General features: G+C 55.6%; 18 protein-coding genes, 1 tRNA gene and 1 rRNA gene. 11 read left to right on the top strand and 9 right to left on the bottom strand.

All coding sequences use genetic code 11. From position 1 onward, the window contains the following. Window positions 1-115: 115 nt before the first annotated feature. A 5S ribosomal RNA gene (gene rrf, locus AABA21_RS24015) occupies window positions 116-232 on the bottom strand. A 284-nt stretch (window positions 233-516) separates the two neighbouring features. On the opposite strand from rrf, the gene AABA21_RS24010 reads away from it, so the two are divergent. From AABA21_RS24010 to AABA21_RS23995, 4 genes are read left to right on the top strand one after another with little or no spacing between them, the layout of a single operon-like run. After that, window positions 517-1,020: a hypothetical protein gene (locus AABA21_RS24010; RefSeq protein ID WP_338254194.1), complete on the top strand. Its 504-nt coding sequence runs from the start codon at window positions 517-519 to the stop codon at window positions 1,018-1,020. Further along, window positions 965-1,966: an FAD:protein FMN transferase gene (locus AABA21_RS24005; protein WP_338254192.1), complete on the top strand. Its 1,002-nt coding sequence runs from the start codon at window positions 965-967 to the stop codon at window positions 1,964-1,966. Before AABA21_RS24010 ends, AABA21_RS24005 begins: the two co-directional genes overlap by 56 nt. Next, a complete protein-coding gene (locus tag AABA21_RS24000; protein WP_338254191.1) occupies window positions 1,960-2,898 on the top strand; it encodes a ferric reductase-like transmembrane domain-containing protein in 939 nt (312 codons plus the stop codon). Before AABA21_RS24005 ends, AABA21_RS24000 begins: the two co-directional genes overlap by 7 nt. 19 nt (window positions 2,899-2,917) lie before the next feature. Further along, window positions 2,918-3,055, top strand: coding sequence for a hypothetical protein (locus AABA21_RS23995; protein WP_338254190.1), 138 nt, complete (start codon window positions 2,918-2,920; stop codon window positions 3,053-3,055). Between the two features lie 187 nt (window positions 3,056-3,242). Here AABA21_RS23995 and AABA21_RS23990 read toward each other — a convergent pair whose 3' ends face one another. The 4 genes from AABA21_RS23990 to AABA21_RS23975 form a co-directional block, all read right to left on the bottom strand. Continuing rightward, window positions 3,243-3,806, bottom strand: a complete 564-nt coding sequence (locus AABA21_RS23990; protein WP_338254189.1) for an HNH endonuclease — start codon at window positions 3,804-3,806, stop codon at window positions 3,243-3,245. Window positions 3,807-3,906: 100 nt separating this feature from the next. After that, entirely contained in the window at window positions 3,907-4,092 is a 186-nt protein-coding gene (locus AABA21_RS23985) for a hypothetical protein (protein ID WP_338254188.1), read from the bottom strand. A gap of 120 nt (window positions 4,093-4,212) precedes the next feature. After that, window positions 4,213-4,289: transfer RNA gene (locus AABA21_RS23980), tRNA-Pro, on the bottom strand. Between the two features lie 238 nt (window positions 4,290-4,527). Continuing rightward, complete coding sequence (locus AABA21_RS23975; RefSeq protein ID WP_338254186.1) at window positions 4,528-5,787, bottom strand: NAD(P)/FAD-dependent oxidoreductase; 1,260 nt, start codon at window positions 5,785-5,787, stop codon at window positions 4,528-4,530. A 193-nt stretch (window positions 5,788-5,980) separates the two neighbouring features. Here AABA21_RS23975 and AABA21_RS23970 point away from each other — a divergent pair, with 193 nt between their 5' ends. Further along, a complete protein-coding gene (locus AABA21_RS23970) occupies window positions 5,981-6,844 on the top strand; it encodes a putative RNA methyltransferase (protein WP_338254184.1) in 864 nt (287 codons plus the stop codon). Between the two features lie 15 nt (window positions 6,845-6,859). After that, a complete protein-coding gene (locus tag AABA21_RS23965; protein ID WP_338254182.1) occupies window positions 6,860-8,041 on the top strand; it encodes a pentapeptide repeat-containing protein in 1,182 nt (393 codons plus the stop codon). A 112-nt stretch (window positions 8,042-8,153) separates the two neighbouring features. Here the strand turns inward: AABA21_RS23965 and AABA21_RS23960 are convergent, their stop codons facing one another. After that, entirely contained in the window at window positions 8,154-9,254 is a 1,101-nt protein-coding gene (locus AABA21_RS23960; protein WP_338254181.1) for an aminopeptidase, read from the bottom strand. A 500-nt stretch (window positions 9,255-9,754) separates the two neighbouring features. Here AABA21_RS23960 and AABA21_RS23955 point away from each other — a divergent pair, with 500 nt between their 5' ends. Further along, a complete protein-coding gene (locus AABA21_RS23955) occupies window positions 9,755-10,825 on the top strand; it encodes an ROK family protein (protein ID WP_338254180.1) in 1,071 nt (356 codons plus the stop codon). Between the two features lie 75 nt (window positions 10,826-10,900). Next, on the top strand, window positions 10,901-12,109 hold the full coding sequence (locus tag AABA21_RS23950) for a protein kinase domain-containing protein (RefSeq protein ID WP_338254179.1): 1,209 nt from the start codon (window positions 10,901-10,903) through the stop codon (window positions 12,107-12,109). Between the two features lie 112 nt (window positions 12,110-12,221). On the opposite strand, the gene AABA21_RS23945 is transcribed toward AABA21_RS23950, so the two are convergent. Both AABA21_RS23945 and AABA21_RS23940 read right to left on the bottom strand, forming a co-directional pair. After that, window positions 12,222-13,253, bottom strand: a complete 1,032-nt coding sequence (locus tag AABA21_RS23945; RefSeq protein ID WP_338254178.1) for a cellulase family glycosylhydrolase — start codon at window positions 13,251-13,253, stop codon at window positions 12,222-12,224. Window positions 13,254-13,633: 380 nt separating this feature from the next. After that, a complete protein-coding gene (locus AABA21_RS23940; protein ID WP_338254177.1) occupies window positions 13,634-14,545 on the bottom strand; it encodes an isoaspartyl peptidase/L-asparaginase family protein in 912 nt (303 codons plus the stop codon). A 173-nt stretch (window positions 14,546-14,718) separates the two neighbouring features. Between AABA21_RS23940 and AABA21_RS23935 the strand changes: the two genes are divergently transcribed. The 3 genes from AABA21_RS23935 (at window position 14,719) to AABA21_RS23925 (ending at window position 17,823) form a co-directional block, all read left to right on the top strand. After that, window positions 14,719-15,285, top strand: a complete 567-nt coding sequence (locus AABA21_RS23935) for an MFS transporter (protein WP_338254176.1) — start codon at window positions 14,719-14,721, stop codon at window positions 15,283-15,285. A gap of 125 nt (window positions 15,286-15,410) precedes the next feature. Next, on the top strand, window positions 15,411-16,577 hold the full coding sequence (locus AABA21_RS23930) for a M20 family metallopeptidase (RefSeq protein ID WP_338254175.1): 1,167 nt from the start codon (window positions 15,411-15,413) through the stop codon (window positions 16,575-16,577). A gap of 28 nt (window positions 16,578-16,605) precedes the next feature. Further along, window positions 16,606-17,823, top strand: coding sequence for a pyridoxal phosphate-dependent aminotransferase (locus tag AABA21_RS23925; RefSeq protein WP_338254174.1), 1,218 nt, complete (start codon window positions 16,606-16,608; stop codon window positions 17,821-17,823). 25 nt (window positions 17,824-17,848) lie between these two features. Here the strand turns inward: AABA21_RS23925 and AABA21_RS23920 are convergent, their stop codons facing one another. Then, entirely contained in the window at window positions 17,849-18,505 is a 657-nt protein-coding gene (locus AABA21_RS23920) for a hypothetical protein (protein ID WP_338254173.1), read from the bottom strand. Window positions 18,506-18,554 lie beyond the last annotated feature (49 nt).

Genomic DNA, 18,554 nt, shown 5'->3' with positions numbered 1-18,554 from the left:
GCGTGTGGGCCATAGATAATCGGACCGCACTCCACATAGCCACATAAGTTCGGACCTCGCGTCCGATTATCTATGGCCCACAGAGACCATAAAAAAACACCCGTGTGGGCGGGTGAGACGGCGACTTCCTATTTTCCCACGCAGTTGCCCACGCAGTATCATCGGGGAGGAAGAGCTTAACTTCCGTGTTCGGGATGGGAACGGGTGTGCCCTCTTCGCTATTGTCACCAGCTCACCTGCACATACAGGTGTTCTTGATAGTTGATATATTACAACGTCTTTGTGCTTCTGTCAACCCCTTTTGACCGGCACTTTTGAAATTCACCTGTCTGGTGCTGACGGGTATTTCTCCAGTGTAGCCAATAATGAAGATCATCTATCTTCTTGACAATCTTCAGAAAAACTTTACAACCTCCTTAAAAATATTTCATGGCTATTTCAGAATATCAGCCTATAGTATTACTATCGACAAAGAAGTGAGTGGTTGTAATGGTTTTGATGTCTGGAGATAAAATTATGTCATTCTATGATGAAAACACGCTCGATGGACAATCTGCTCTGCCCTACCGGCCATATGAGCAGTATGGACCATACGTAGATGCGGTGCCTGCCACCGAATATAGCCCAAGCCCGTATTATCAGCAGAATCTGCAACAGGCGCTCCCGCCACCTGCCAGGACCGCTCCTTCTGAGAAGATCCCGGGACGGACACCTCGCTTGCCGAAGGCTGAGGCGCTGGCCCTGGCACGAAAATGGAAACGTGCATTGGTGGCTGGCTCTCTGGTGGCCTTCAGTGTGCTGAGCGGCCTGGTTTTTACCAATGCCGTGAGCGCGAACAGCAATCAGCAGATGCCCGCCAACAACAATAACAATAATACCAACGTTACTACGCCATCTGACAATGGCGGTTTCTTCAACGGCAACAACAATAATAATCAAGGTCAAGACCAGGGAGGTTATGGTTTTGGAAACAATAATTCCACACAGCAACCCGCCATTTCCGGCACCCATGCTTCCTGAGCCCGATTATGTGTTGCCAGGAGGAATGAAGCGCTCACAGTTCCGAGCCATGGGCACCCTGGTCTCTTTCCTGTTACCCGAGGCGCAGTTTACGCTGGGCGCGGAAATCATTCGCAGCCTGTTCGAGTATTGGGAGCAGACGCTGAGCCGCTTCTTGCCGGATAGTGAGCTATCGCAGTTAAACAGGCTGTCCGGCCGACCGGTCGTGGTCAGCAAATTGCTTTTTACGGTGTTGAGCAGCGCGCTGGAAGCGGCTCGTTCCACCAACGGACTCTATGATCCTACCCTGCTCAACCAGCTGGTGCAGCTGGGCTATGATCGTACCTTTGAGGAGGTCCCTGCTCAGTCAGCTGCTCCAACGGCCCGGATTGAGCCGGGCGGGCGCTGGCGCTCCATCCAGTTGCAGCCATCTTTACGTCTGGTTCATATGCCCGTAGGCACCGGCGTAGAGTTTGGCGGGATCGCCAAGGGGATGGCGGTGGATGCCGCGTTAGAGGCCCTGCGGCGCGAGAAAATCGAGACCGCCCTGGTAAATGCCGGTGGCGACCTGACGGTCATGGGTATCCCTGCTGGTCTGCAGCAGTGGCCGATTGAGATTCAAGGCAAGACACGTACCTGGGTAGTCCCGTTCCATCATGGCGCCCTGGCAACCTCTGGCATCGGCCGTCGCTATTGGCGTCAAGGAGGCGAGCTGCGGCACCATTTGCTTGATCCTGGGACCGGCTTACCGGCTCGAACGCAGCTCTGGTCCGTGACGGTCGCCGCGGCGCAGTGTAAACAGGCAGAGGTCGCCGCCAAGGTGGCGTTCCTGTTGGGAATCGAGCAAGGGAGCGCATTTCTCCGCCAGCATGGTCTGGCGGCTCTGTTGATCCTGCAAGACGGTTCCGCGCGTACCGTCGGCCCCTGGCCGCAGGAAGCTGGCAAGAAAGAGGTACAGCAATGTTGAATACAAGTGTATGGGAAGCGGTGACCTGGAACGTGGCGCGTGCAGGTGGCTTCACCGCGTTTTTCCTGTTGACACTGGCGGTGGCGCTGGGCCTGGCTCTATCCTCTCACCTGCAGTCTAACCGTTGGCCGCGCCTGATTAATAATGAATTACACAATTTTGTCACGCTACTGGCGCTCATCTTTACCGGCGTACATGTGCTGGCCGTCTGGCTCGATCCCTTTACGAAATTTGGCTGGAATGAGATGTTGATACCCCTGGCCAGCCATTACCGGCCTGCCTGGATGGCACTGGGCATCGTCGGACTCTATATCGGACTGGCCATTGGCCTCAGCACCTTGCTGCGACCTATTATCGGCTATACCTGGTGGAGACGCCTGCATGTCCTGACGTTACTGCTGTATGCCCTTGTAGTTGTACACGGGATCGCTACGGGTACCGATACCCGCACATGGTGGGGCGCCGCCATTTATGCCTTTAGTGTATTGCTGGTGGGTGGATTACTGCTGGCTCGGCTGGTGCGCCCGATTGGCGCGCGGCAGGGTCGGTCACATCCCGTTCTGGCCCTGGCGACGGTTGTGCTGGTTGCGGCCGGTACCCTTTGGGCCGCGTTGGGACCCCTGCAGCCGGGCTGGGCGGCCTCCGCGGCTACCCAGAGCAGCACGACGAGTAGTGCTACAACGCAGACCGCCTTCCCACAGTCTTTTAGCGGCAATCTTCAGGGGCAGGTGATGCAAAACAGCTCGCGCTTCAGCGGACAGGTTTCGATACGCATGAATATGGCGATCTCCGGAGGGCCAGCTGGAAACGTGCAGGTACTCCTGCGGGGACAGGTAGCCAATGACAACACGCTATCGATTACCTCTTCATCGGTCGTGCTATTGAACGATACAGGCCAGCCCCCTCTACACGGGCTCTCTGACACAGTTTGATGCCTCTAACCAGTGGAATATGAGCGCGAACTTAAACAGTACGACCGACAACAGCCAGCTTCAAGTACAGATGAAGCTACAGGTAGATAATAGTGGCCAGGTGAGTGGCACCATAACAGGTGGCAATGGAGCTTCCTCCTCCAATGGCAACATTTAATGCGAGCTCTTCTTCTGAGCAGCAGCATCGATGCACCAAAACATACTGATGGCGAGGTCGGATACAATGTGCGATCATGCATTGTATCCGACCTCGCCATCAGTATGTTCAAGCGCCGCAGGCGCGAAAAATTATGTGGACTGAAGCAAGAAGAATAATAACAGTGACTTTATATATCAATTCAGTACTAAGCACTTAAACCGTGACTTCCATGTACTTTGGTGGCGGGAACGCCCATGGCACTAAGCAGAAACTGCTCGTATGCTTCGCGCAGCTTTGGATAGCGCAGCAGGAAGAAACCAGCGTACTCCTGTGTCAGCGCGCGCGGCTGGCGCAGAAGATGCATATTGACATCCTTTAAGAGGCGATTCCCTTTTTTGCCGTTGCAGTGTTTGCAGCAGGCAACCAGATTCTCCCACGTGCTCTGTCCACCACGTGAGCGTGGAATAATGTGGTCGAGCGTCAGGTCGCGACTTCGCTTGCCGCAGTACTGGCAGGTTTCATCATCCCGCAGCAGGATATTGGTACGCGTGGGCTGCAGAACTACCCGTGGCACACGCACGTTTGCCAGCAGCTGCACAATAACGGGACGCTCTAGCTCAAGACGACGTAACTGAATGCTCTCCTCGATCAATTCTCGAACATTCTCATCTACGAATGTCACTTTATGTTTTGACAGCAATACGATGAGACGGCGCTCCGGAATGACCGAGAGAGGTTGTAATGAGGAATTCAACACAAGAACAGGCATGAATGGCTTTCCTTCCTCTCTGTCAGAGCCGATGAATGACACATACAGACAGCGGAGGGAGAAAAAGGACGGATTCGTGCTGAAAGCCGATCCTGCGCCCCTAGCGCCGCCTGCGACGACTTGGTGGATAAGGTTGGGAGTGCATTGCATGTCCAGGAGAAACAGGCACAGCAGGATCCCTTCTGCCCATCAGCGTTTGAGCACTTTCGGTACTCGCGATGGCGTGCAGACTCATCAGATAGCAGCCATTAATGCTGGCGGTGCTATAGATCTGATATCCCTGCATTCGATGATCTCCTTTGTGCCTGAGGATAAAAATTATGGCACATACTTCTGTCTGTTCGCACTAACGATCCTGATGGATTTTGATGCTCCTGACCCCAATAAGGGGAAGTATGTGCCATCCTGGTCGGGGTGAGAGGACTTGAACCTCCGACCTCAGCGTCCCGAACGCTGCGCGCTAGCCGACTGCGCTACACCCCGGTGACATTCATGCTATAAACCCACTGAACACTATCCACGAGCTGAGTCTACGCTTGACTGACAACGATGCAGATAATTACGCGTGAGCCGCGTTCCTGATCTGCTCACACATAGTATAGCACATCCCACAATCTTTTTACAAGCTCTCAGGTTGCTTTTCACGGGGTTTTTCAAAAAAAATCGTTTTTCCCTTTTCCCGCTCCTGCGATGTACAGAAGAACGGGAAAAGTTGTGTTTATCAGAGTATCTGCTTGACGAGTTTATCCGCCAGTTCTAGCGAATAATTCTGCCCACGGTCGTGTGGATAGATCTGGAACATGTTGGCGATCCACAGATTAGGCAGCGGAGGCTGCAGGCTGGGAATGTGCTGGCGATAATCGGTGGTGACGATCGGCTGGGCATATGGCGCGGAGAAGAGCCAGCTCTCCTGTATCCAGTCCGTTTGAAAGTTGGGGGCCAACTTCTGGATGGCGGGCGTGAACTCTTTGATCAGCTCTTCCTTATCTTTTTTGAAGATGGGATCATCCATGGGCCGATAGTTGCCGAGATAGACCAGGTGACGACCGCCGTATTCGGCGGGATCGCGGAAGTTGGTGTGCTCAAAGATGCCGGTGAAGGGATAACCCCGGTCGCAGATATTGATCCAGTAGCTATCGGTCAGTTTGCGGTCCAGGGCCAGGATCAAGCACTGGGCGCCATAGGCCTGTCCCCAGTCGTACTTCTGACGATACTCTTCTGGTAAGGCCAGGATCAATTTGCAGCTGAGCCGTGTCGGCAGAGTTGAGATGACGCGATCAAAATCCCAGCTCCCCTGATTGGTCTTGATGGTCCAACCTTTTTCTTTCTGGATTACCTCTTCAACGGTAGTGTTGAGCAATACCTTGCCATCGTGTTGCGTGATATACTCCACCAGTCGTTCATAGACCAGCTGGAAGCCGCCGCGCACATAGCCGAGCTGAGATGTGCGATCGTGGATGCGCGCCCAGAACCAGGGCAGGGCGATCTGATCGTAGAGCTTGCCAAACTTACCAACGAAGAGCGTCTCAAAGATCATCTGATACGGACGCGCGCCCATCCAGTGGCGCAGCCAGGGATCGGCGGTCTTCCCCTCCAGCCAGGAGGGATTGGCGACCTTGAGAAAGGCCAGCGTCGCCCCCACACGCAGACGCTCATACATCGTCAGGGGCTTGAACTTGAGCAGCGAAATAGGATCATCCAGCTGGTGATTCTCACCACCAACCATGCTCACGGTACGTGGATGCTGCCACTCCAGGCGATCCCCCAATCCTAATTCTTCAATGACTTGAATCGCCATCTTATCAGACCGGAAAATATGGTGATAAAATTTCTCGAGCCAGGTATCGCCAACCTTGAAGCTCGAAGCCAGGCCACCAGCCATTCCTTCACGTTCAAAGACCATCACTGAATGACCGGCCTGGGTAAGCCGGTATGCAGCCATTAATCCTAACGCACCGCCGCCGAGCACTGCGTATTCCATGCTATTCATCCTCGCTACGCTTCTTCTTTTTAAGTTCACAAAACCTTACATCATGAGTACAATGTTACCCTGTTATCATTCTATCATACACCTTTAATTGGGCGAATATGGATATGACTATTTGAGTAGCCTTGCTCGTTCGTCATATGATGTGGAGAAAGTAAACGAACAGAAAAGTTGAGTAAAAAAGTCGATGGTATTGACTGATGTTGCGCCGATACTGGTCTGTCCCGTGTGTAGAATGCCGCTGAACTTCGAGCAGGCGACGCTGCGTTGTGAGCGCGGCCATGCGTTTGATGTGGCCAAAGAGGGGTATGTAAATCTGCTGCGCAAGAAGCTTCCTGGGGACACAAAAGAGATGGTGGTGGCGCGGCGTGCCTTCTTTGACCAGGGCTACTACGAACCTGTATCAGACCTGTTGAATCGCCTGCTGCGCGTACATCTGCCGGACACTATAGAGGGTCCGTTGCGTATCCTGGACGCGGGCTGTGGGGAAGGATATTATCTGGGCCGCCTGCAGCAATCGTTGAGCAATGACTATGGATACATGCAGGGGGTAGGGATCGATATTTCCAAAGACGCGATTCGGCTGGCCGCCAGGCGTTATCCTGGCTCATCCTTCCTGGTGGCCAATTTGAAAGAGGCGCTGCCGCTGGTCGAACAGGCGCTGACCGGCATGGTCAATGTATTCGCGCCCCGCAACGTCGCTGAATATGCCCGTGTACTGCAGCCCGGCGCACCCTTGCTGATTATCATTCCCGGCTCTCACCACCTGGAAGAGCTACGCCATTCGTTACACCTGTTGAATATCGAAGAAAACAAGCAGCAACACGTCATTGAGCAGTTCGCTGGCACTTTCGATCTGCTGGCGCTGCACACCTTGACCTATAAGCTGGAACTGGAACAAGGCGAGATTGAGCAGCTCGTGGTGATGACCCCTAATTACTGGCATCAGTCAACCGAGAGCCAGGCGCGCCTGGCAGAACTGGCCGATTTCACCACCACGGTTGATTTCGTCTGCCTGGTCTTTCAACGGAAACTTTCAGTATCTGAATAGAAGTGTTTTTTTATTATGACAATACCGGAATCATCCTTTGGGTCTGATTGGCCACGCCACTGGCGTGGACAGGGACAGTCCTGGCGCCGAGAACCTGTCATCGGACCGGAGCGGCAGCGATTCTTGCGGGAGCGCCTCGCTGTGGAGCCCGATATCTCTCTGGGACGCTATCCTTTTCGCGACCAGCCTCTGACACGGGCCGATGTGGAGTGGCTGCTATCTATCCATGAGCAGGAGCGGGGTCCTGTGGACTGGCGCGTGCTGGAACAGCGAACACGCCGGGGACTGGATCTGCGCGGCGCCAACCTGCGCGATGTGGATCTGAGCCATCTCCCCCTTTCACGCCTGCTGGCTGGCCTGGTCTGGACCGACTGGCTGCCCGCCAACGATGAAGAGCGCGAGTGGGCGCGCGCCCATCTTGAAGGAGCTCTGCTGGATGGCGCGCAGTTGCAGGGTGCGGCCCTCAACGGGACCTACTTAAATGGTGCCAGTCTGTGCGAATCCTCCCTCCAACTGGCTGAGTTGGGTGGCGCCAACCTGGAGGGCACAACTCTGAAGCGTGCCTTTCTGATCGAGACCAACCTGATCGGCGCCCATATCAATGGCGCCTGCCTGAGCGGTGCCGATCTGAGCGGAGCCTACCTGGTTGGCGCGCATCTGCGCGGGGCGGACCTCAGCCGCGCCACCGTTTCCCATGCCGACTTCAGCTATGTCCACTTTGAGTACGCGGATCTGAGCGCGCTCTACGCGGCCGAAACTAATTTCGGTGGCGCCTATCTCCAGTGTGCCGACCTCTCCGGAGCGGTCCTGACCGGCAGCGACATGGGCGGTGTCCACCTGGAGGGAGCCAACCTGATTCGCGCCCATCTGGAGGTCGTCTCCCTCACCGGCCGCTATCCCGCCCACTTGGAAGGCGCGGACCTGCGTGGCGCCCATCTTGAGGGCACCAACCTGCGGCGGGTGTCTTTGCTCGGCGCGGACCTGCGCGGCGCCCACCTGGAAACGGCCGACCTCAGCCATGCCAGCCTGTCTGGCGCCAACCTCTACGGCGCCCACCTGGAAGGCGCGCGCCTTAACCATACCCACTGTGGCCCCCTTGAGGTAGACGAAGACGAACTCGCGCGCCTCCAGGTCTGGCTACCCCAATTCACCGCCAACCAGCCCCCAACCATCCTTGAACACACCATATTAATATAAGCGAAGTTGTTCGACATGCGCACAGCGCATGTCGAACAACTTCGCTTATATTGAAAAAAGATTGGGGGCGTCAGCGCCCCCAGGCGGAGGGAAATACTATGCGCTTACAGCGCTAAATGATAAACTTCCCATTTTCGTAGCAGAGCTCTCCATCGGCGAACACTTTCCCCTCGTGCAGATCACAGACCATGTCCCAGTGTAATCCGGACTCGTTGGTCGAGCCGGTTTCGGGATAGCCGGCGCCCAGCGCCATGTGCATGGTGCCGCCGATCTTCTCGTCGAAGAGGATCTCTTTGGTGAAGCTCTGCACGTTATAGTTGAGGCCGAAAGCCACCTCGCCCAGATAGCGGGAACCGGCGTCCATATCGAGCATGGCGTCGAGGAAATCTTTTCCCCGGCCGGCGCTGCTCTCGACCACCTTGCCATCTTTAAAGACCAGGCGTACATTTTCGACCTCGTTACCGTTGTAGACCGCAGGATAGGTGAAGCTGACATAGCCGTTGACCGAGTTCTCGATCGGACCGGTGAACACCTCGCCGTCCGGAAAATTCTTGTCTCCCGCGCAGTTGATCCATTTGCGACCGGCGACGTGGTAGGTAAGGTCGGTGCCAGGGGCGACGATATGGATCTCATCGTGCTGATCCAGGTAATCGACGATATGCTGCTGATCTGCCTGCACTTTTCTCCAGGCGGCCACCGGATCATCCTGGTCGAGCAGGCCGGCGTTAAAGACAAAGTCTTCGTATTCGCTCAGCGACATACCGGCATCCATGGCATGGGCCTGCGTGGGATAGAGGGTGAGAGACCAGCGTAGATCATTGGTGGCGGAGCGCTCCATGAAGCGTTTGGCGATCCCCGCCTGGGCCGCGCTATGCGCCGCCATCTTCTGGGGATCGATGTGGCTTAGCGCCCTGGTGTTTTCGTCGGCGATGATGGTGAATTGTGCATCGAAATGGTTGATCTGAAACTCAGTGACCGGCGAAATGTACTGGATCTGCTCATCACCGCTTTCCTTAAAGAAAATCTCTCCCATTCCATCCAGTGTGATAGAAGGTGTAACGTGGGCACCGGCACGAATAGCTTCGCGGTAAATCTCTTTGATCAATGGAGCAGCAATCGCAGGTCCCTTTAAGGAAAAGGTCTCGCCCGGTTGAAGGGCCAGCGAGTAGTTAACCAGTACTTTTGCCAGCTTCTGTAAGCGTGGATCTGCCATGCTTTTTCCTTTCTGTCCCCATGGGGTGTATAAACGATGGTGTTGATATGGGTGAAACACAATGGCGTGTCTAGATACAGGGTGAGATGTGTCCTGCTATGGCACGAGAGCAGGAATGAATGGCACTGTAGTTACAAACGAAACGGATTGATTGGGCGTTTTCCTCCACATCTATCGCAAACTATATGCTATAGATGAGAGAATGTAAATAGTTAGCTGTACAATAATGGGCTAGTATTGATAAAAACTGGGACAGGCATCCTAGCGAACTTTGCGTTACTAATTCTGTATGATATACTAAACCCGTTGTCCCAGTAATGCTCAATCCTTATAATGGGATCATCTAAATTCCGAGCATCCAGACTGAGCTCAGGTGCAACCACTCTGTCGCCTGGCAAAATGGCATACACTACACGGTAATTTTATTTCTTTGTCTGGGTGGCAGCAAGCTTAGATTCCAACCATGTGTTTCTGGTGAGGAATTGAAGGGAGAGCGAACCGTGACTACACAGCCCACTTCAGATAGAACCGCCGCTGGGACTGAAGCTTTTTCAGGCCAGTCTGTGAAGCAGCGCAACAGTGGTAATTTGCTGGCCACGCAGGGGTATGTGGTCGGTATTGAATTAAGTGGTAGTGGAGCGCGCCAATCTGTGGCCCTGGCAGATCTTAATGGTAATATTTTGCATCGTGTTCGCCGTCCCCAGGAGTATGTTCCCGATAGCCAATCTGTGTTGCAGTTGCTCGATGAAATGATTGCTGAGGTGACGAAGCCAGATTATTTGCACGATGGGCGCGTTCTACGCGTTGGTGTGGCGGTGGGAGGGTTGGTTGATGCCAGGTTGGGCATTGTGAAGCGTCTCCATCATGCGCACGGTTGGGATGATTTTCCGTTACAGGACTACTTTTCCGAAAAGTTAGGCGTGCCGTGTATTATTGATAATAATGCGAATGCGGCTGCTCTGGCAGAAGTGGTGCATGGCATTGGTCGTGGCGAGCGAGCGGTTTTGTATCTTGGGCTCGGGCGCGGTATCGGCGGCGGGCTGGCGGTGAATGGTCGTATCTATCATGGCGCGACCGGCATAGCTGGCGAGGTTGGCCATATCGTCGTGAAGGAGGATGGCCCCCTCTGCTCCTGCGGCGGTCGGGGACACCTGGAGGCGATCGCGTCGGCCTACGCGATTGTGCGCACGATGATCGGACTCTCCATAGAATATCCTGAGACCGAGGCGGCTATACGCCGGGTGACCGATGGCCGCGCGGAACGCATTACTGTTGAACAAATATTTAAGCTAGCAGCTGAAGGAGACCAGATCGCTCAGCGGGTCGTGCATGATGTTCGTACCTATCTGGGCCTGGCTCTGGCTAACATCGTGCAACTGGTAAATCCTAGCCTGATCATTCTAGGTGGTCCAGGAGCCAGCGGAGGCGAGCTTTTGATCGCGCCGCTAAGGGAACGTATTCAGGAATTGTGCCTTCCTGAGGCAAGTCAATCTTTACGTATCGCCCAGAGTAGCCTCGGATCGGAGGCTCCACTTGTGGGCGCAGTTACATTAGCGTTACAAGACCTATAATGCTTATGACATTCAGATTTGTCATGTTGTGTTTGGAGCTTGAACACTTACTTATCTGGATGCAAGGAAGTATAAGTGCGTAATCTTGAGAGGCTTACAGTGGAAACAGGCCGGGTCATTCAAAGACGCTACCTGCTACAGCGTTTGGTACAACAGGGGCAAACCTGTACTGTCTACCAGGGGTTCGATCAGGTATTGCAACGAGTTGTCGCGATAAAGTCCGCGGCAACCGAGCACATTCCAGCGTATCGCGCTGCGATTCGTGCGACCGCGCAATTTGCACATCCCAATATCATTGACATCTACGACCTGATCGTTGAACCTGATGCGTTGTATATTGTGCAGGAATACGTGGACGGTGATGATTTTGGCACGTTGCTGCAATCGCAACTCTCTCCTTATTATGTAGTTGACCTGGGCGTGCAGATCTGTCAGGCCTTGATGTACGCGGGCACCCCTGTGCGTAAGGTCTGTCATGGAGACCTGACACCATCGGCGATTATTCGCGATCGCCGCGGAGCGGTGCGGGTGAATAACTTCGCCTTGCCGGCCGATATGCTCTATTTTACGGCGTGGAATAATATCGGGGGCGGTGGTAGCCCCGTTGTGGCCGATCCAGAATTGGATCCGGGTGTGGCCAGCGACGGGCGTCGGGCCGACGATACCCACGCTGTGGGACTATTACTCTATCAACTGCTGGCGGGCCGCAATCCCGATGCGCGCGCCATCGAGCCGCCGGTCGATGGCCGGCTGCGCTTTATGCGTAACGCTCCCCCTGAACTGTGTGAACTTATCGCGCGTACGGTTGTGCGCCAGCATCCTCAATATATTTCTACTCCAGAAGCTTTGCACGCCGAACTGAAAGGGCTGGCCGAGACTTTAGAGCCACCCGCACCTCCCGTTTCATCCGGCCAGTTGTCTCCCGCTTACCAGGTAAAAGAGGACGCGGGGCTACGGGTGCCGCAGCCGCAATTCGCGCGGGGACGCTCCACCGGCCTGCTGAGTCAGCCACTAGGTGGTGCCCGCGAGGTTGCTCGCTCTGGTGCCGATTATGCTCCCATCTCCGAGCCCAACAGGCAGATGGTGATGGTGGAGCAAAATGACGCGCCGACCTCGTTTGATACGACCATGAGCGCCAAACTGGCGGCTGCTCGCCAGGCTGCCTACGAGACAGATGATCAGCCTAAACGTGTCAATATGCCTCTGCTCATCCTGTTGGGCTTGCTGCTCTTTGCCCTCTTCTTTGGCGTTGGCTATTATATCTCAACCGTCATCATTCATTAAGCGGTACTATTTATCGCGGCGCCCGATCTGATAAAAACGCCGGTTGAACATCGATAAGATTGTTCAACCGGCGTATCTATTTGTTGCTTCTGTACGGTCAGGGATGGGAACGTTAGAGGCCGTAAGAATGATCGAGACGACTCACGCCCGAAGCGTTATTGTTGGTCAGGGTGAGATTTGTTCCGCTGCCGTTGAGCGTCTCCATGCTATAGCTATCACCGTTGCGCAGTCCAGGCCAGTAGACCGAACCCATGTGCCACGAGCGCATAAGGTCTGTGCCAGCCTGCACGTAAGCGATGTAGGCGTTATTATTGATCGGACCATTGTAATCCCAGCCAGTGGTCATCGGGGCTCCCCACTCGTCGACAACGGTACGCGAGGCACAGGACCCGATGCGGCTCTTGAAATCATTGATCCAGGCATCATAGCTGGCCTGGGTTGGATTCCAGAAGCCATAGTTGTGCAGGGAGAAGAAGGCACCAGTGAAGCGACTGTCTGTGCAGATGGTGTTAACATGGTCGTTATAGCCGGCCCCACTGACAAAGAGGTGATCTATGGAGACCGAGTGGTATGTGCCGATCCATTGCGCGACGATGTTGGCCCAATCGCTCTCGCTGTAACCGTGTGGCTCATTCATCGGCTCGAAGTAGACCAGCTTGTTGCTATGATAGCGGTCGGTAACGGTCTTCCACATCTTCCAGAAGGCGGTCAGATTATCGATCTTGCCATCCTGGTACGCACCGGTTCCCTCCCAGTAGCTCAGGATAACTTTGAAGCCCTGGTCTGTGGCGGCCTTGATCGCGCCAGTATATGAGTGCCAGAAAGGACCGTTCACGGTATAGGGATTGATCGGCAATCTTACCGTATTCGAGTGCAGATTGACCGCGAAGCCATGGATGATCGCGCTTGCCTTGGCGTAGGTGGTAGGATAGTTATCCGCCGTCGATAGACCTGACGGCACCACGGCATCATTGGCGAAGTTGTCTCGTGGATCAGCCCAGTTCACCCCCTTGAACTGGTCCGGAGTCACACTGGCGGCGGCATGGGCCGACGGTACATTGACCATTTGTGCCGCGACAAGCATCATTAACGTGAGTAAGGCACCTGTTATCGAGATAAGCTGCATCCTGCGTCGATGAAACATGCTCTATCCTCCTTGCATATTCGACACTAACGCTGTGTTTTTAAGATGGCTATTCTGCCTTTCAATAAACAAAAATAAACAGTAATCGATTACTTGTCGCTATTGCATAATAGTACCCAGTGTTTATTATTATGTCAAGTTTCCGATGATGCAAGGATGCGGCGAAAAAGAGGATCGTAGGTTCGGCCCTTGCGGCCGATTTCCCCTCCACGCGCGGAAACGTCCCAGCGTAGGTTCGGCCCTTGCGGCCGATTTCCCCTCCACGCACACCCATGTTCCCCAAACGCGAGGACCACGGAAACGAATATGAGATGCATGTTTATGCGGCGAGGAGAAATCGGCCGCAAGGGCCGAACCTACGGTGCGTGGAGGGAAGGCGGTTATATGATGCCGGCCACAGGCTCCGTCATCTGCTCGTTGATGTAGGCGTGGGCGATGCATTTGCTGTTTTTGGCTTTGCTGACATTGCCATGGCGATCGACGATGATCAGGCCGCCGTCACCTTCGGCGTGCTTGCTGAGGAAGTCGATCGCGGCCTCTCCAGCCTGGCGGGCATCCATTCCCTGCGCCACGTAGGAGGCGGCGCGCTGGGCGATCATCAGGCGCGTAAAATCTTCTCCGTAGCCGGTGCATGAGATGGCGGCGTGTTCGTCGGCGTAGAAACCACAGCCTACCAGCGGAGAGTCACCGACGCGGCCAGGATATTTGTTCGCCATGCCACCGGTCGAGGTGGCGGCTGCCAGTCGGCCCGCGCTATCGATCGCTACGGCTCCGACGGTTCCATGCTTCTCTGGCTTTTCCTGCTGGGGATCTGATTTCGCCTCGTAGGTCAGGGAGCTATGCGTGTGGTTTTTCCAGGCGTTAAACTGGCGCTCCGTGAGTAGATCTTCATGGCGGCACGGGGCGATGCCGTGTTCGCGGGCGAAGAACTGGGCTCCGGCACCAATGAGAAATGTATGCTGGCTTTCCATGACGCGGCGTGCCAGCGTAATCGGATTCTGAATCAACTCTACGCCGGCAATGGCCCCTGTGTGCAAGCCATAGCCATCCATGATGCCGGCATCCATCTCTATCTTGCCTTCTTGATTCAAGCAGGAGCCCCGGCCCGCGTTAAAGTCTGGATTATCTTCCAGCGCCCGGACGGCGGCCTCGACCGCGTCGAGCGCGCTTCCACCGGCCTGTAGGACGCGCCAGCCGACCTGCGCGGCTTCTTTACAACCTGTTTTGGCCCCCTCGAACCGCTCCTCTTTGATGTCTCCGGCGCCACCATGAACGATAAGTGCAATTGGCATAAGTCACAACCCCTCTCAAAACTGATATATTTGCATGCTGAGCCTATTGTACCATCTTCATAAAAATGGCAGGATTTGTCCGCTAGCTGGCTTGCTATCCCCTGGTAAGCAGCTTCACCCTCCCGCATACTGGTGATGTGAAAAGACGGTTTCAAGCATGTATGTGAAGAGAAATGATGCCCAGAGTTGTTACAGGTTTGCAGCAGTTGCATATCACTCCGGGCGCGCTCAGCCTTACCCTCTCCGTCGGCAATGTGGGCTCCCTGTTAGGAGCATTCTTGATCCGTCCCCTGGAGCGCCGCTTCAAGCTGGGCTCAATCATGGTCATAGTGATGCTGGTACTCTGCTTATCGCCACTGCTCTACTCTTTTGCTTCGGATGCCCTGAATGGCACACTCATCTTCGCGCTGATCGCGTTTCTGACCGGGATGGCATTAACCATTTATAATATCTATGTCGTCAGCCTGCGCCAGGCCGTGACCCCAAACCATCTGCTGGGACGGATGAATGCTAGTTATCGCTTCCTGACCTGGGGCTTTATCCCGCTTGGCAGTCTGTTGGGTGGATTTCTTGGCAATACAATAGGTCTGCGCCCAACGCTCCTGATAGGGGCAGCAGCTCTGGCAACGGTTTGTCTGTTGGTCATATTTTCGCCAGTCGCGAAGTTAGAGCGCATGCCCACGCTCCCCGAAGAAGAGAACGCGAATGAGAGTTTAATGAAATCCTTGCCTGTCCATTGACAAGCTTTGCTTCTGGCTGCTACCCTACGATTGATATACTTGTAATCTTGAGTGTTGCGACATATTAAAATGGATGGTGTTGGTCGCAGCAACTACTGCATTGCATGATGAAGGGGGAGCATGGCATGCCGAAGAATAACTTGCTGGAGAAGGCCGAATCGATGATGGAGCCGTTTCTGACCGATCTACAGGCGATGGTGGATATCGATTCTGGCACCTATGTCAAACAGGGGGTTGATCGGCTGGGACTCTGGCTGCAGCAGCGCTTGCAGCGGCTCGGCTGCCAGACCTATTTCGATGAGCAACAGCAGTATGGAAATCACCTGGTGGCGGTCCATAGAGGTACGAATCCACAGGGCCCCCGGCTGCTGTTGATCGGCCACATAGATACGGTCTTCCCCGATGGCGAGGCCCGGCGGCGCCCCTTTTCGCGCAAGCAGCTGGATGGCGTGGAGATCGCCAAAGGACCTGGTGTGCTGGACATGAAGTCGGGCGTACTGATCGGCATCTATGCTGTGCAGCTATTGATCGAGTCGCAGATGGCCAACTATCAGTCGGTCACCTTTGTCTGCAATAGCGATGAGGAGATCGGCTCGCACTCCAGTCGTCCCTTAATCCGCAAGCTGGCCAGCGAGTCGGACGCCGTGCTGGTATTGGAGCCGGGACGCATCATCAATCGCGTGGTCTCATCCCGCAGGGGGATCGCTAATTATCGCGTGGAGGCGCACGGAGTCTCCTCTCATGCCGGCGTGGAACCTGAGAAGGGGCGCAACGCTATTCTGGAGCTGTCACACCAGGTGATCGCCTTGCAGGCTATTAATGGTACGATTCCAGGCGCGACCCTGAATGTGGGGATTATCAAGGGCGGTGGGCGCACCAATATTGTGCCCGATTATGCCTATTGTGAGATCGATGTGCGCGTGAGCGATCGCGCCGGCCTGGAGGCCATTGAGGCGGCTATACGCGATGTGATCTCCCATACGGTGCTGGAGGGGACGCGCGTGGTGCTATCGGGAGGCGTCAGCAATATGCCCTTTGAGCGTACCGAGGGCAGCCTGAAACTGGTACATCTGGCGCAGGCTGCGGGATCCGACCTGGGATTGGAGATCGAGGATGTGTCCAGTGGTGGGGCGTCGGACGCCAATACAACGGCCCCTCTGGGCGTGCCGACCCTCGATGGTCTGGGAGCGACCGGCGGCCTGGCCCATAATCCCGATGAATATATCGAGCTGGAGCCGCTTCCGGTGCGTATCGCCCTGGTCAGTGGCCTGTTACAACGTCTGTGCCGGTAGTTTAAGTGTGGAACGTGAGCAAATCTATATGAAATTTGGTAAACCCGAACTCCATCAACTTCCTGTTCCTGATATCGTATCGCTGGGAGCTTATGCTGATCAGCTGCAGCGCGAGGCCGAGGCGCGTGGTGAGCGGTTGCCGCCGCCCATTCGGCTGCAGATCGGCGAGCCGAACTTCCGTACCCCCGAACATATTCGCCAGGCGGCCATCGACAGTATCGCTGGCGAGGTGCAGACCTATGGACCGGCCAGCGGTTGGCCCTGGCTGCGTGAACTGCTGGCCGAGAAGATCGTGCGCGTCAACGGCTACACGGTAGGTCCCGAGAATATCGCTATCTCCATGGGCGGTACCGGCGGCCTCCTGGCCTCCCTGCTGGCGACCATCAATCCAGGGGATGAGGTGCTGATCTCCGACCCCTGCTGGCCCATCTACCTGCCCCAATTGCAGATCGCCGGAGCCGTTCCCGTGACCTATCCACTGGACCCCGCTAACGAGTGGTTGCCGGTCATTGAGCAGCTGGAGCAGCGGGTGACACCCCGCACGCGTATGCTGATGATCAATTCGCCCGGCAATCCTACCGGAGCCGTCTTTCCGCGCCGGGTCATGGCCGAGCTGCTCGCGTTCGCGCAACGCCACGATCTCTATCTGCTCTCGGATGAATGCTACGATCAGATCATCTTTGAGGGCGAGCATGTGAGCCCGGCCAGCCTGCTCTCGCGCCAGGAGTTTGAGGACGGGCGCTTCATCGGCATCTACACCTTTTCGAAGACCTATGCCATGACCGGCTGGCGCATCGGCTACGTGGTGGCCGGTGCACGACTGACCAAAACGATCGTGGACGTGCTCAACGCGAACCTGACCAATATCAGCACGCCCGTGCAGCGGGCCGCCGCCGCCGCCCTTACGGGTCCCCAGGATTGCGTGGTCGAGATGCGCGAGAGCTATCGCCGCCGCCGCGACCTGGTGGTGGAGCAGCTCAAAGAGTTTGGTCGCTACAGCTACACGCCGCACGGGGCATTCTATACCCTCATCAACGTCAGCGGACGCCATGGTGAGTCCCGGGGTGGACGCCAGTTCGCGCTCGACCTGATCAGCGCCAGCAACGTCACGGTCACGCCCGGCCATGGTTTCGGCAGCGTCTCCGATGAATACGTGCGCATCTCGCTGGCCGCCACAGAAGAAGAGCTGATCATGGGCGTCAAAGCCATCTGCCAGCTTGCCGACCGCCCATCCTCGTTCCCATGAAAACATCTCGCGTTCGATTGTGGCGTTACAAGGCGGCTCGCGGACCACGGGCGGCGTAGAGGGCGTGATTCTCGATGATGGTCTGTACGATCTGCTCCACGGAACCATAGCGCGAGTCGATGGGCCAGCGATCGTTGCGACCATTGAGCCGTTGTACATCCAGCCATATGTGCGCCTGGCTGGAATCGTCATTCGAGCGCATGTGCAGGGCCAACTTCTGCACCTCGGCGAAATCCAGAATCTTAAAGCGCCGTCCGCTGGCAGAGGCATAGCTCATGCATTGCACCACACCCTCGGGCGTCAAAATCAATACCGATGTGCGCACCCGGTGGCCGCGCCGATACTCTAGTAGGGCGGTCAGCAAGGCCACCAGCACCGGGAGCAGCCAGAAGAACATGCTCAGGTGTAGCAGCGAGGGCACAAAGTTCTGCCAGTTCGTGGCATGTAGTGCGGGTTGGATGCCAGCCGGGATATGGGCGGGCGTAGTCACCAGCCAGCTTAAAACGCCGAATGGTCCCAGAAAGAAGAGCAGAGCAAGCTGCAGCAGGGCCACGAAGATAAAGGCGAATAAGGCCGAGAAAATGGCCAGGCCCAATGGCCTGCCCTGGCCATTGAACATGCGCCAGTCCTCTGGCAGCGGCCCCTGAAGCGCCTGGTTCAGGATAGCTTCTGGTTGTAGCATAAAGAGCATCCTTTCGTCTGCACGTCGTAACCTTCATTACTTATACTCA

The sequence above is a fragment of the Dictyobacter halimunensis genome (assembly GCF_036245075.1).
The sequence above is the reverse complement of the archived record's forward strand: the minus strand, read 5'-3'. Positions and strand labels throughout refer to the sequence as shown.